Below are 13,475 nucleotides of genomic sequence, written 5' to 3'. Positions count from 1 at the left end.
CCGGGCGGCTCATTCCGGTTCGGTGTCGAGTCCGTGTTCGATGGCGTAACGGGTCAACTCGACCCGATTGCCCAGCTGCAACTTTCGCAGGGTCGCCTGCACATGGTTTTCCACGGTCCGGTGACTCAGGGTGAGCTTCGACGCGATCTGCTTGGCACTCAACCCCTTTGCGACGTACCGCAACACCTCGGTCTCCCGGTCGGTGAGGGCCGGCGCGTCGACGGCCCGACCGGGGTCGCGGGCGATACGCCGATACTCGCCAAGTACCAGGCCGGCCAACCCCGGGGTGAACACCGCCTGTCCCGCCGCCGTCGACCGCACCGCCGCCAGCAACTCTTCCTTCGATGCGCTCTTGACCAGGTAGCCGCAGGCGCCCGCCTTGACCGCCTCGAGTACGTCGTCGCGTTCATCTGACGCCGAGAGCACGAGCACCCTTGTGTGGGGAGAGTTCTCGAGGATCGAGGCGGTGGCCTGCGCTCCGTTGCCGTCGGGCAACTGCATGTCCATCAGCACCACATCCGGTCGAACCGCACGGCCACGTGCGGTCGCGGCGGCCACGCTGTCGGCAACGGCCACGACGTCGAACCCCGCGTCGGACAGGTCGCGGGCAACTCCGTCGCGCCACATCGGATGGTCGTCGACCACCATCACCCGCAGCATTCCCTGCCCCGTATCGGCCATCAGATCCGCCCCTCGTCCTTGTTCGTCACACCCGGGTCCGAACCCGGCCCTGCATGACCCGTCCCTTTCGGCACCGTGAGTTCCCATTCGGTTCCCTCACCGGGGCCGGTGTCGAGTTCCGCCGTACCGCCGAGTGCTTCGATCCGGCCCACGATCGACTGCGACACACCCAGCCGGCCCGCGGCGGTTGCCTCACGGAGGCGGCCGTCGGCGATACCGGTCCCATCATCACGGATGCTCACCACGACCTCGTCATCGAGATCTTCGACAAGGACATACGTCCGCGCTCCGGGCCCGGCGTGCAACCGTACGTTGTCGAGCGCGTTGACGACCGCCGCCTCGAGTTCGATCGCCCGAAAGTGGTCCAGCAGCACCGGTTCTCCCGGTTCGCTCACCGTCACCAAATCGTCGGCGTGGGGTCGCAGGAGCAGGCGCAGATCCACCTCGGCCGCGCCCTTGTCCATCAGCGGCGGTTCGATGTCGGCGATCAGCCGGCGTAGCGAACGCTCCTGCTCGCCGGCCATCTGCGCGAGCTGGGCTGTCTCTCCACCGATCTCGGCACCCCTTCTGCTGATCAGGGCCAGGACCTGCAGCACCCCGTCGTGCACCTGCCTGCTGAGCCGATCCCGTTCCGACGCCGCCGCGGCCAGGCGTAGGGCCCGGGTGATCCGCTCCTGATTGCGACGTGCCGAATTGGCGGCCAACCCGACGCCGACACCCACCGCCAGCAACACGACCACGGTCGCATCCCGGCCGACGTTCAGGTCGTAGCCACCTTTGGCCACAGCGCTGGCCACCCGGACCGCGAGACCGAAGACCGCGCCCACCACCGGACCGCCCAGGATCGCCGCGGCCACAACTGCATTGGTCGCCCACAACGTGGTCGGAAACGACTGGTTGTCCGCGGCCCACTGCGCCGAGGCCAGCGCTCTGGTCGCGACGATCAGACCGCAGGCCACCACCAGATCGGTGACGACCCAGCCCCAGCGACGCCCGGGTCCCTTCAGATAAAGGATCGTGCTGGCGCCCGTCCACAGCGTGAGCAGTGCAAAACAGAACCAGCTCCAGCCCGCCCGCTCGTAGTCGTCGTAGACAGCGAGTTGAAAACCCAAGGCGTAGAGGTAACTCAGGAGACGAAACACCTGGGCGCCGCGCCACAGCGGCGCCACCGGATCGTCGTCGGTGCCGGATGGTCGCCGCAGTGCGCTCGAGGATCGGGTCACGCCACGCCCTCAGCTGGACTCGCCCGCGTGGTCCTGCTCGTTGTCCGGTGTCGCGCCGGAGGCCCGGAGGGGATCGAACTCGTCCCACTTCGGTTTGTCCGGGGTGGCCTCGTACATCCGGTCGTGTTCACCGCCGGTGACCGCGGCGAACTCCGCGAGATCCGGATCAGCTTCGACAAGGTGCGATTTCGCCACCAGCGTGCGGACCGCCGTATTCAAGAATGCGATGACCGGCACGGCCAGCAGACCACCGACGATGCCCGCCGTGATCAGGCCCGCAGCGATACCGAGCACCACCGCCACCGGATGCAACCGCACCGACCGTCCGAGCAAGAACGGCTGTAGGACATGGCCTTCGAGCTGCATCACCGCAATCACCACAGCCAGCGCGATCAGGGCGGCAATCCAGCCCTGCGTGACCAGGGTGACCAGCACCGCGAGCCCACCGGTCACCAGCGCGCCCACGATCGGGATGAATGCACCGATGAACACGAGCGAGGCCAGCGGCAAGGCCAGCGGAACCTGCAGGATCGCCAGGCCGGCTCCGATGGCGATCGCGTCGGTGGCCGCCACGACCACGGTCGCCCGCACGTATCCGACCAGCGAACCGAAACCGTTTTGTCCTGCCTCCCAGACCTTTTCGCGGGATGTCACCGGCACCGCGAGGGTCAGGAACCGCCAGATCTGACCGCCACCGTAGAGGAAGAAGATCATCAGGAAGAGCATCAGGAACGCGCCGGTGACGATCTCCCCGACCGTGGTGGCAGTCGACAATGCGCCCGAGGTGACCTTGTCCTGGTTGTCCTTCAGGACCTTGATGGCGTCATCGCCGAGATGTGCGATCTGGTCCTCGGCGAGATTGAAGGGTCCGTCGACCAGCCAGCTGCGGCTCTCGTTGATGGTCTTGGTGATCTGCTCGGTCAGCTCCGGAAGCCCGTCGATGAACTGCTGAACGACGAAAGCCATGATCCCCGCGAGCAATCCGATGGCGACGAGCAACGTCCCCAGAACCGCGAGCGCGCGAGGAATGCCGCGACGGTCGAGCCAATCGACGACCGGGACAAGGAACGCGGTGCCCAGCACCGCCAGGCCGATCGGTACGAACACCTCTTCGTATTCGGAGACGACCATCGACACCACGAACAGTCCGGCGGCTATCGCCAACAGTCGCCAGGACCATTCGGCCGCAGCGCGGACAACGGGGTGCACTTTGAGGCGGTCGGCCGGGTGACTGTCGACTACGTCACTACTACTCAAGTTTTTCGCCTCGCTCACCAGCGCAACACTAGACTGAAGGTGGCCTGTGCGCGCTGGACAACACCGTTCGCCAGAGGCGTCGGTTCGTACATTCATGCCTCCTGTCACCGAGTCGGACACTCTGGGCCGCTAGGCTGCAGATCATGACGGCGACGAACAGACCCCGCCGCCGCTTTTGGTGGGTGCGCTGGCTGACACTCGCACTCGTTCTGGTGATCCTCGGCGTCGAGGCCTACCTGGTCTGGCCCAAGCTCCGGGAAACGTGGTTTCACCTCGACGAGATCGAGTGGGAATGGGTTGCGCTGTGCATTCTGGCCGCGATGCTGTCGATGGACAGTTTCGCCCAGGTCCAGCGCGCATTGCTGCGATCAGCGGGCCTCAAGGTCAAGCAGTGGCAGTCGCTGTCGGTGGTCCTGGCCGCGAACTCGCTGAGCCAGACGATGCCCGGCGGTCAGGTCCTCTCCCCGGCCTTCACCTACCGCGAAACCCGCAGGTGGGGCGCCACTCCGGTGGTCGCCTCCTGGCAGGTGGTGATGTCCGGGTTGCTGATGGGCGTGGGGCTCGCAGTCCTCGGCCTCGGTGGCGCACTGCTCGCAGGCGCCCAGACCAGCCCGTTCTCGATCATCTTCTCGATCAGCGGCTTTTTGGCGTTTGCGGTCGTGGCCCAGTACATCGCGCGCCACCCACACTCGGTCGAGGGCCTCGGTGTCACACTCCTGCGCTGGATCAACAACACGCGCGACAAGGCCGCCGACCACGGCGTCGAGCGCTGGCAGGAGATCCTGCGGCAACTGAAGGCCGTCCAGCTCAAACCCAGGGAAACGACCACCGCCTTCGGCTGGTCGCTGTTCAACTGGGTCGCCGACGTCGCCTGTCTGGCGTTTGCGTGTTACGCCGTGGGAGGTCAGCCGAGTATCTCAGGGCTGATGGTGGCTTATGCCGCGTCGAAGGCCGTGGGTACTGCCATCCCGTTGCTCCCGGGTGGCCTCGGCGTCGTGGACGGGGTCCTGGTGCCCGCGCTCACCTCGGCGGGCATGGGCGCCGGTGAAGCGGTGACCGCCGTGTTGGTGTACCGGATGATCAGCTACCTGTTGGTCTCGCTGGTCGGCTGGGTGGTGATCTTCGTGAAGTTCCGCACCACATACCGCTCCCTGGAAAGCCCCGACGAGGTCGAAGTGAAGATCGAGGCAGAGATAGACGCCGAACTCAGACGCAACAAGTCGACATCGCCCGAAGGCGAGAGCCCGGAAGACGGCGAATCACCGCCCGACACGGTTCGCTGAACGCACCCGGTGCCCGCTAACGTGGCGGGTATGCGCCGATTGTTCACCGCCTTTGCAGACCTCTTGGCGGTAATCGTCTTCGCCTTCATCGGCCGGATGAATCATGACGAGGGCCTCTCCGTCCAAGGCGTCTTCAGTACCGCCTGGCCCTTTGCGCTCGGCGCGGCGATCGGATGGTCGCTGGCCTATCTCTACGCACACATGCGTTCCGACCACGGTCACACCTATGACTTCCGGCCCGAACGCCTGTTCCCGGACGGCGTGCTGGTCTGGGTCGGCGCGGTCGCCATCGGCATGCTGTTGCGTCAGCAGTTCCACCAGGGCGTGGCGTTGAGCTTCATCATCGTCGCCACGATCGTCCTCGGCGTCTTCCTGCTCGGATGGCGCGGCGTTCGGATCAGGATGATCCGCCGGTCCGTCACTGCCTGATCCACGGCAGGCACTACACCCGCTGGTGGAGGGCCCGCAACTGCGTGAGTTTGTGCGGATTCCGGACGAACAGCAGTCTGCTGATCCCTTCGGGTCCCACCTCGAACGCCAGCAATGTGTCCGGTTCACCGTCGCGCACCGTCAGCACTGCGGGACTTCCGTTCACCTGCACCATCACCGGATGTGAACCGGCGGCGAACTTCGCGAGCGCCCCGAGCACAAACCTGGCCACCTTGGCGCGGCCGACCACCGGCATCCTGGCCGCACTGACAACACCACCGCCGTCACTGATCGAGACAACGTCCGCCGTCAGCACCGATTCGAGCGCGGCGAGGTCCCCGCCGGTCGCCGCGGCTGCAAACGCCGTCATGATGCGCTCGCGTTCGACCGGGTCGATCTTGGTGGCACGTTCGCGCCCGATGTGCCCCCGGGCCCGATGAGCGAGCTGACGGGCCGCCGCCTCACTGACAGCGAGCACCTCTCCGATCTGGCGGTACGGGTATGCGAAAGCCTCCCGGAGCACGTAGGCCGCCCGCTCGGCCGGGTCGAGACGTTCGAGCAACATCACCACGGCCAGCTCCAGCGCCTCGGCACGATCGGCACCGAGGGCCGGGTCATCGCCCGTCGATACCGGTTCGGGAAGCCAGGAGCCGACGTAGGTCTCGCGGGTCGCACGCGCGGAGGTCAGCGCATTGAGCGAGAGCCGGGTGACGATCGTGGTCAGGAACGCCTCGGGATTGCGCACCGCGTCCCGGTCTGCCCCCTGCCATCGCAACCAGGCGTCCTGTAGTACATCGTCGGCTTCGGTGACCGACCCCATCATCCGGTAGGCGACGCCGAACAGTCGGGGCCGGACCTTCTCGAATGCGGCCAATGCCGTGTCCTGCATCACTCCGACCCCGTTCTCGTCACGAACGCGTTCTGCCGTCGGTCTCAACCAATACCAGCCAAACGCAGTCGGCGAGAGGATCGAACGATGACGACCTATTTGATCACCGGGGCCACCGGGACGATCGGGACCCCCACCACCGCCCGGTTACGCGCGCAGGGCCACGACGTCCGGGCCCTGAGCCGTCGGAGCGGACCGGGGCTGGTCGCCGGCGATCTGCACAGCGGTGCCGGGTTGGCCGCTGCCATATCGGGCGTCGACACGGTCATCCACCTCGCGACGACCAACGGTGCCAAAGACATTCGGATCGCCGAGAACCTCTTCGCCGCGGCGGCGGATGCCCGCGTCCGGCATGTTGTGTTGCTCTCGATCGTCGGCATCGACAAGATCCCGATGTCCTTCTACCGTCAGCGCCTCGACATCGAAGAACTGGCATTGCATTCCGGCGTGCCGTTGACGTTGCAGCGGTCCACCCAGTTCCACCCGTTCGTAGACACCCTGTTCAGTGCGCAGCGTTTCCTGCCGGTGCTTCTCACCCCGTCGATCCGGTTCCAGCCGATCGCCCCGCAGGACGTCGCGGCCCGGTTGGTCGAACTCGCCGAGGAAGCACCGTCGGGCCGGGTCGACGACATCGGCGGACCACAGCAGCGCACTGCCGCGGACCTGCTCGCCGCCTGGAGAAAGGCCCGGCGTTCGCACCGCCCACCCCTGCCGCTGCGAGTGCCCGGCAAGCTCTTCAAGGCCTTTTCCGATGGCGAAAACCTGGTTCCCGGAGCCCCCTTCGGGCAGCGGAACTTCGAGCAGTACCTCGTCGAGAAATACCGGTGATATCTCAGCGCGCCAGGAACTTCAGCAGCACCTCGTTGATCTCGTCCGCGTGGGTCCACAGCAAGCCGTGCGGGGCGCCCTCGATCTCGACGTACTCCGCCTCGGGCAACAGGCGAGAGAACAGGCGTCCGGTGGCGTCGATCGGCAGGATTTTGTCTGCGGTGCCGTGGACGATCAGGGTGGGCACATCGATTTTCGGGATGTCACCGCGGAAGTCGGTGAACCACGTCAACGGCGCTGCCGCCGAGGCGAAGGCCCCGGATCCGGCGGCGACGTTCCAGCTGTTGCGCAACGCCTCCTCGCTCAGCCGCGTCCCGAGGAACTCATCGGTGTTGTAGAAGCCGGCGTAGAACTCGGTGAAGTAGGCGTAGCGGTCCTTCTTGATGCTCGCGACGATGTCCTCGAAGAACTCCCGCGGAGCGGCACCATCGGGGTTGTCGTCGGTCTTGAGCAGGTACGGCTCGAGTGAGGCCAGGAAGGCGGCCTTGGCGACCCGACCGGAGCCGTAGCTGCCGATGTACCGGGCGACCTCTCCGGTGCCCATCGAGAATCCCACCAGGACGGCATCTTTCACGTCCAACGTTTCCAGGACGGTGTTCAGGTCCGCGGCGAAGGTGTCGTAGTCGTATCCGACGGTCGGCCGGCTCGACTGCCCGAAGCCGCGACGATCGTAGGTGATCACCCGGTATCCGGCGTCGAGCAGCGCAGCGCTCTGCTTCTCCCAGGAATGCCCGTCCAGGGGGAATCCGTGGATCAGCACGACGGGCTGCCCGGTGCCGTGATCCTCGTAGTAGAGATCGATGTTCGTGGTGTTCTCGGTTCCAACGGTGACGTACGGCATGGCATCGCCTTTCAGCGTCGAGTGGGACAAGCGGTTCGGGATCACGCCCGCCGGAGAATGATCATTCTCTGGCGTGGTTGCTACTGTAGAGAATGAACGTTCTCCACGCAAGGCGGTACCGATGAAAAACAATGCAGAGTCGCGCGAGCTGATCGTCGAAGCCGCCGACCGGCTCTTCTACAGCCATGGGATCCAGGCGGTGACGATGGCGCAGATCAGGGCAGAGGCATCGGTCTCACTGAAGCGGCTCTACGCCACCTTCCCGTCGAAGGACGACGTGGTACTCGCGGTGCTCGACCACCGCCGGAAGATGTGGGAGACCGCGGTTGCCCAGGCGACCGAGTCGGCTCCCACGGCCCGCGACAAGATCCTGGCGATCTACGACTTCCTGTTCGAGTGGTTCAGCCAGGACGACTATCGGGGTTGTGGCTTCATGAACGCCTTCGGTGAACTCGGGGCGACGTTCCCGGACGTCGCCGCCGCGGTCCGGGAACACAAGCAGGCGTTCCAGCGGTTGATGGCCGACCTGGTCGAGCAGGCCGGAGGCGAAGAGGCACTCGGCATCCAACTCACCATCCTCGCCGAAGGGGCGCAATCGATGTCGGCGATCTGCGGCGATCCCGACGTCGCCCGGCATGCCCGGTCCGCCGCCGTGATTCTGATCGACCAGGCCATACCCCTTTGATCGTCCCCAAAACCCGTTACGGTCGCCCTGAACGATTGTTCACCGCAACACCCGTCAACGGGAAGGACCCCGACCGTGGACTATGCCGTCCCCGAGGCGATCACCACCACCCTGCGTGAGATCGACGAGTTCATCGACACGCAGATCCGGCCGTTGCAAGAAGCAGACGACAACATCCGCTTCTTCGACCACCGGCGCGAGTGGGCGCGGACCGATTTCGAGGGCGGCGGCGTTCCACGTCCCGAATGGGAAGAGCTGCTCGGGCAGATGCGCCGGCTCGCCGACGAGGCGGGCTGGTTGCGGTACGCCCTGCCGACCGAGATCGGTGGTCGCGGTGGCAGCAACCTGGACATGGCCATCATCCGGGAGCACCTGGCGCACAAGGGCCTCGGCCTGCACAACGACCTACAGAACGAATCGTCGATCGTGGGCAACTTCCCGTTCGCCCACATGCTGCTCGGCCATGGCACCACAGCGCAGCAAGACGAGTTCCTGGAACCGATGATCCGCGGTGAGGCCCGGATCGGATTCGGCCTGACCGAACCCGATCACGGCAGCGATGCCACGTGGATGGAAACCACCGCCCGCCGGGTCGGTGACTCGTGGGTCATCAACGGCGGCAAGCGCTTCAACTCGGGTATGCACAACGCCACCCACGATGTGGTGTTCGCCCGGACATCGGGCAAAGACGGTGACGCGCGGGGAATCACGGCGTTCTTTGTTCCGACCGACGCCCCCGGATTCTCGGTCGACTTCCAATGGTGGACGTTCAACATGCCCACCGACCACGCCGAGGTCACCATCACCGACGTCGAGGTCCCGGACTCGGCGATCTTCGGCGAAGAAGGCGAGGGACTCGCCGTCGCGCAGACGTTTGTGCACGAGAACCGGATCCGTCAGGCCGCCTCAGGGGTCGGTGCGGCCCAGTACTGCATCGACCGCAGTGTCGAATATGCCGGGCAGCGGATCACTTTCGGTGCTCCCCTGTCGAGTCGCCAGGCGATCCAGTTCCCCCTGGTCGAGCTGCACACCGAGGCCGAGATGGTCCGCGGGCTGGTTCGCAAGACGGCCTGGGAGATGGACCGGCTCCCCCATCCGGAGATCAGTGACCGTGTCTCCATGTGCAACTACCGCGCCAACCGATTGGTCTGCGACGCCGCCGACCAGGCCATCCAGGCCCACGGCGGCATGGGCTACACCCGGCACATGCCCTTCGAGCACATCTACCGGCACCACCGCCGATACCGGATCACCGAGGGTTCCGACGAGGTACAGATCCGCAAGATCGCCGGCTATCTGTTCGGTTACGCCGGTCCCCGCCGTAACCGACCCACCTCCCAGAGCTGATGGCGCAGAACGACATCGCCGACCTCCTGGCCAGGGTTCTGGGCGCGGTCCTCGGCGAGGACGCGCAAGTGGCGGACCTGCGCAGGCTGACCGCCGGGGCCAACAGCGAGACCTGGTCGTTCACCTGCCGGCGCGGAGCCGAATCGCAGCGGCTGATCTTGCGACGTCAGCCCGGCGCCCCGCACGGACCGCAGGGGATGAGCCGTGAATCGGAGGCGATCTCGGCGGCGGCGCAGGCCGGTGTCCCGGTACCCCGGGTGATCGACTTCTCCGATGACACCGAGGCACTCGGTGCCCCGTACCTCATCTGTGAGTACATCGACGGTGAGACGATTCCGCGAAAACTGTTGCGCGACGACCGTTATGCCGGGGCGCGTGCGGGCCTGGCCGCCGAACTCGGCCGCACCCTGGCCCGTATCCACTCGATATCGCCGGATGCGGTGCCGGCACTGCGGAGCGGGGTCCGCGGCGGCCTCGACGAACTGCGGCAGTCGTATCTAGACCTCGACACCCCGTCCGCGGTGACCGAGATCGCGCTGGCCGCACTCGCGCTGTACCGGCCGGAACCGGTTCCGGAGACGGTGGTACACGGCGATTTCCGCAACGGGAACCTGCTCATCTCCGACGCCGGACTCGAGGCGGTCCTGGACTGGGAACTCACCCATATCGGCGACCCCCGCGAAGATCTCGGCTGGCTGCTGGTCAAGTGCTGGCGGTTCGGGACCGCCCCGGAGGTCGGTGGATTCGGCACCGTCGACGAACTGCTCGACGGTTACGCCGAGATCGCCGGAGCGCGACCGGACATCGAGGCAGTGCGGTGGTGGCAGCTCTACCGCACCGTGTGGTGGAGCATCGTCTGCGCGCAGATGGCGCAGCGGCATCTGTCGGGCAGACAGCGATCGGTGGAGCTCGCGGCGATCGGACGACGGGTCTGCGAACAGGAGCACGACATCCTCCTCGCACTGGGCCGGCCGGCCGATGCGGTGGCCGATCCACCCGATCCGGCAAACGAACCCGGGCTCTACGGACGTCCCACCGCCGCCGAGCTCGTCAACGCGGTGTCGGAGTTTCTTCGCACCGCGGTGATGGCCGGTGACGATGTCGGGGACGCAACCCGATTCGGGGCCCGCGTCGCTGCGAACGTGCTGGACATCGTCGAACGTGAACTCGACGCCGGCCCGGCCCCGCTCGATCGTCAGCGCCACGCGCTGGCCGACCTGGGCTTCGACTCCGAAGCCGAGTTGGCACTGGCGATCCGAGCCGGCGAGGTGAATCCACAGGACCCGCGGGTCATCGCCGTGGTGCGGGCCGCGGTCACCGATCGGCTGATGGTGGCCAACCCGCGGTATCTGGAGCTGTGAGGGTCCGGTTCTACTGCGCGTGCGGCCGCGGGGTCAGGAAGCGTTGCGCGACCGCCAGTGCGGCACTACCGGACTTCTCGCCTTCGCAGTAGACGACGAACACCCGGTCACCCTGGATCCCGACAAACCAGCCGGGTCCCTGGGGTCCGTTGGTGCCCACCAGGGCTCGCAGGCCCGGTGCGTTGACCAGGTCGCTGGCGTCACCGTCGGCGGCGGTGGCCTTCATCGCGCCCTCGACCGCGGCGAGAACCTCGGGATCGACGGCACCGAGTTCACCGCCTTCGACCTGTCCGGCGACACCGGCGATCACGGACGGGGCCACCGAGCTCCCGCGCGCAACGGCCACACCGAGCGTCGCCATGTTCAGCGCCGACACCCGCAGATCCTCGGACCGGAAGGTCATCGGCTTGACCATGGGCTTCTCGTCGGCGGCAGATGCGGGGCGAACACCGGCGACCGTGAAGTCGACGCCCAGTCCCAGCGGACCGAGCAGCGCTTCGGCCTTGGCATCGTCAGAACCGGCCGCCCTGTTGATCACGTCGGCCACCGGGCCCAGGGTCGCGCCCGGGGTGTACTTCTTGTCGATCCGGATGTCGGAGACCTCGGCCTGGTCGTTGCGCATCGACGCCCGGATCTGTCCGGTATTCGCATCCACCACCAGGATCGAGGCCGGCTGCGCCACCTCGACCACGGCGTCGAGGGCGTCGAGCTGGATGTTCGGATCAATGTTGGTGGTCACGTCGGGTCCGGGGGGTCCCTGCTCGCCGGCGAGCTGCACCGGTGCCTGGCCGGGTGCCACACCCTGCACGGCCCAGCCCGAGGTGGCGTCGAGAATCGCCTGCCAGTAGTCGCGCACACCGTCGAAGACCGGTGAATCGAGCCGGCGGTCGAGCAGAACCAGCTTGGGTTCCTTGGCGATCGACACCCCCGGGATGGACGCCGGATCGCCGGCCAGCGCGATCATGTCGGACTCACGGACCGACACGACGGTCACCGGCCTGTTGTCGGCGTCGGCCAGCTGGCGGTTGATGACGTCCGGGGTGATCAGTTGGGCCAGTGGCTCGATGGTCCTGGCGAGCCTCGCGACGGAACCGACGACGTCACCGGTCGCCGTGGGGTCGAGGATGATGTTGTTGATCGTCTGTTGGGTGAGCATCCGCTTGCCGAAACGGTCGAGCACCGCGGGCGCCGGCGTGGCATCGGTGCGGACCTGGCGCAGGCTGCCGCCGGTCGACAGGTCCTCGGCGAGCAGACCTGGCTCCCACTGCACCCGCCAGCCCGGGGTCAGTTTGCGCGCCGACCCCTCTGTGGTCGTCTGGAACTCGCGGTCGTCACCGAGAATCCAAGTGGTCTCGACCTCGAAAGTTGCGGTGCCGTCGGAATATTCTTCGGCCCGTTGGACATCGACATCGACCTTCTCCGCGGCCATCTCCTCGAACGTTGCCTCATAGGACTTCATGGCCAATTCCGGCGACGAGGTCAGCAACGCGGTGGCAGTGGGATCCTGGTCTTCGATGGCCTTCGCGAAGTCGCTCAGCATCGCTCCGGCACCCGTGTCGGTGGACTCGCCGAAGTTGCCACAGGAAGCAACGGCGAGCGCGCAGACAAGCGCGAAAACGGAGGTGGCCGCGAGGCGGCCCGGGGAACGATGCATAGTCACAATTTTCACTCCTGTAACAGGGTGAACGGCACCAATGTGGTTTCCAACTTGCTTACGAGGTCGTCACGATCCTGTAACTACCCTTAATCCTTGGCATCCCGGCTGTGTCAGACGCCTTCTGCCATTTTTGCACCATCGCGGATTGGGGGTGGAGTATTGAAAAGGTGAGCTCCAGGTATTTTGCATTTCGCTCGAATGATCGACCTGTCACCGGTCTCGACTGGCTCGATTCGCGGCACGGTTTTTCCTTTGGCGACCACTACGATCCGGACAACACACATCACGGTGTCCTGATGGTCCACAACGACGAAACCGTTGCGCCACAGCAAGGCTTCGACACCCACCCGCATCGCAATATGGAGATCGTGACGTGGGTGCTGTCAGGGTCGCTGGTCCACCAGGATTCGATGGATCATGCGGGCGTCATCTATCCCGGTCTGGCGCAACGGATGAGCGCGGGCAGCGGTGTCACCCACTCCGAGCGCAACGACACCTGGCGGGGCGGATTGGTCCGCGGCGGCCGCCCGGTTCCGACCGGCGCCGAGCCGGTGCACTACATCCAGATGTGGGTCCTGCCCGACGACACCGGTACCGAACCCGGCTACGAGCAACTCGATGTCGCCGACGAGTTGCGGTCCGGGTCGCTGGTGACCGTCGCCTCGGGCATACCCGCCTATGACTCGGCCATCCGGATCGGCAACAACTCGGTGGCCTTCCATGTCGCCAGGCTCGACGCCGGGCAATCGGTGACCCTGCCCGATCTGCCCTGGGGACACGTCTTCATCGCCTCCGGGTCGGCCCGGCTCGAACCCATGCCCGACGACCTCCACGCCGGGGACACCGTCCGGATCACCGGCGGCGGCGGTGAACGTCTCACCGCGATCACCGCCACCGAGGTCCTCGTCTGGGAGATGCACCGCACCCTCGGCGGCTGACCCCCCCCCCCCCGTCGAGCGGGCCGATATCACCGTCGACCGTGCCGATATCACCG

At 66.2% G+C, this 13,475-nt stretch carries 13 protein-coding genes; 7 read left to right on the top strand and 6 right to left on the bottom strand.

Annotated features, from left to right (window positions below; genetic code table 11):
- Window positions 1–9 precede the first annotated feature (9 nt).
- Genes AC51GR_RS00335 through AC51GR_RS00325 form a run of 3 tightly spaced genes read right to left on the bottom strand, consistent with a single transcriptional unit; the run spans window position 10 to window position 3,179 of the window.
- Window positions 10–681 carry a response regulator gene (locus tag AC51GR_RS00335; RefSeq protein ID WP_496322639.1) on the bottom strand — a complete coding sequence of 224 codons (672 nt, stop codon included), beginning with the start codon at window positions 679–681 and terminating at the stop codon, window positions 10–12.
- Entirely contained in the window at window positions 681–1,904 is a 1,224-nt protein-coding gene (gene macS / locus AC51GR_RS00330) for a MacS family sensor histidine kinase (RefSeq protein ID WP_496322638.1), read from the bottom strand. Before macS ends, AC51GR_RS00335 begins: the two co-directional genes overlap by 1 nt.
- A 9-nt stretch (window positions 1,905–1,913) precedes the next feature.
- On the bottom strand, window positions 1,914–3,179 hold the full coding sequence (locus AC51GR_RS00325; protein ID WP_496322637.1) for an AI-2E family transporter: 1,266 nt from the start codon (window positions 3,177–3,179) through the stop codon (window positions 1,914–1,916).
- 125 nt (window positions 3,180–3,304) lie between these two features.
- Here AC51GR_RS00325 and AC51GR_RS00320 point away from each other — a divergent pair, with 125 nt between their 5' ends.
- Window positions 3,305–4,444 (top strand): lysylphosphatidylglycerol synthase transmembrane domain-containing protein, encoded by a 1,140-nt coding sequence (locus AC51GR_RS00320; protein WP_496322636.1) that lies wholly within the window; start codon window positions 3,305–3,307, stop codon window positions 4,442–4,444.
- Window positions 4,445–4,474: 30 nt separating this feature from the next.
- Complete coding sequence (locus AC51GR_RS00315) at window positions 4,475–4,873, top strand: DUF3054 domain-containing protein (RefSeq protein ID WP_496322635.1); 399 nt, start codon at window positions 4,475–4,477, stop codon at window positions 4,871–4,873.
- A 13-nt stretch (window positions 4,874–4,886) separates the two neighbouring features.
- On the opposite strand, the gene AC51GR_RS00310 is transcribed toward AC51GR_RS00315, so the two are convergent.
- Window positions 4,887–5,762 carry an RNA polymerase sigma-70 factor gene (locus AC51GR_RS00310; RefSeq protein ID WP_496323329.1) on the bottom strand — a complete coding sequence of 292 codons (876 nt, stop codon included), beginning with the start codon at window positions 5,760–5,762 and terminating at the stop codon, window positions 4,887–4,889.
- Between the two features lie 87 nt (window positions 5,763–5,849).
- On the opposite strand from AC51GR_RS00310, the gene AC51GR_RS00305 reads away from it, so the two are divergent.
- Window positions 5,850–6,590 (top strand): SDR family oxidoreductase, encoded by a 741-nt coding sequence (locus tag AC51GR_RS00305; RefSeq protein ID WP_496322634.1) that lies wholly within the window; start codon window positions 5,850–5,852, stop codon window positions 6,588–6,590.
- Window positions 6,591–6,594: 4 nt separating this feature from the next.
- Here AC51GR_RS00305 and AC51GR_RS00300 read toward each other — a convergent pair whose 3' ends face one another.
- Complete coding sequence (locus AC51GR_RS00300) at window positions 6,595–7,431, bottom strand: alpha/beta fold hydrolase (RefSeq protein WP_496322633.1); 837 nt, start codon at window positions 7,429–7,431, stop codon at window positions 6,595–6,597.
- A gap of 121 nt (window positions 7,432–7,552) precedes the next feature.
- On the opposite strand from AC51GR_RS00300, the gene AC51GR_RS00295 reads away from it, so the two are divergent.
- The 3 genes from AC51GR_RS00295 (at window position 7,553) to AC51GR_RS00285 (ending at window position 10,824) form a co-directional block, all read left to right on the top strand.
- Window positions 7,553–8,116 carry a TetR/AcrR family transcriptional regulator gene (locus tag AC51GR_RS00295; protein ID WP_496322632.1) on the top strand — a complete coding sequence of 188 codons (564 nt, stop codon included), beginning with the start codon at window positions 7,553–7,555 and terminating at the stop codon, window positions 8,114–8,116.
- A gap of 75 nt (window positions 8,117–8,191) precedes the next feature.
- A complete protein-coding gene (locus AC51GR_RS00290; protein WP_496322631.1) occupies window positions 8,192–9,463 on the top strand; it encodes an acyl-CoA dehydrogenase family protein in 1,272 nt (423 codons plus the stop codon).
- Complete coding sequence (locus tag AC51GR_RS00285) at window positions 9,463–10,824, top strand: phosphotransferase family protein (RefSeq protein ID WP_496322630.1); 1,362 nt, start codon at window positions 9,463–9,465, stop codon at window positions 10,822–10,824. The genes AC51GR_RS00290 and AC51GR_RS00285 overlap by 1 nt, the downstream gene beginning before the upstream one ends.
- 10 nt (window positions 10,825–10,834) lie before the next feature.
- Here AC51GR_RS00285 and AC51GR_RS00280 read toward each other — a convergent pair whose 3' ends face one another.
- Window positions 10,835–12,478: an NTF2-like N-terminal transpeptidase domain-containing protein gene (locus AC51GR_RS00280; protein WP_496322629.1), complete on the bottom strand. Its 1,644-nt coding sequence runs from the start codon at window positions 12,476–12,478 to the stop codon at window positions 10,835–10,837.
- Window positions 12,479–12,648: 170 nt separating this feature from the next.
- Between AC51GR_RS00280 and AC51GR_RS00275 the strand changes: the two genes are divergently transcribed.
- The gene (locus AC51GR_RS00275) at window positions 12,649–13,419 is read left to right on the top strand and encodes a pirin family protein (protein WP_496322628.1); all 771 of its coding nucleotides are present in this window, start codon (window positions 12,649–12,651) and stop codon (window positions 13,417–13,419) included.
- Window positions 13,420–13,475: the final 56 nt, after the last annotated feature.

This window comes from Williamsia sp. z71 (assembly GCF_059553375.1).
This window is presented reverse-complemented; position numbering and strand designations above follow the sequence as displayed.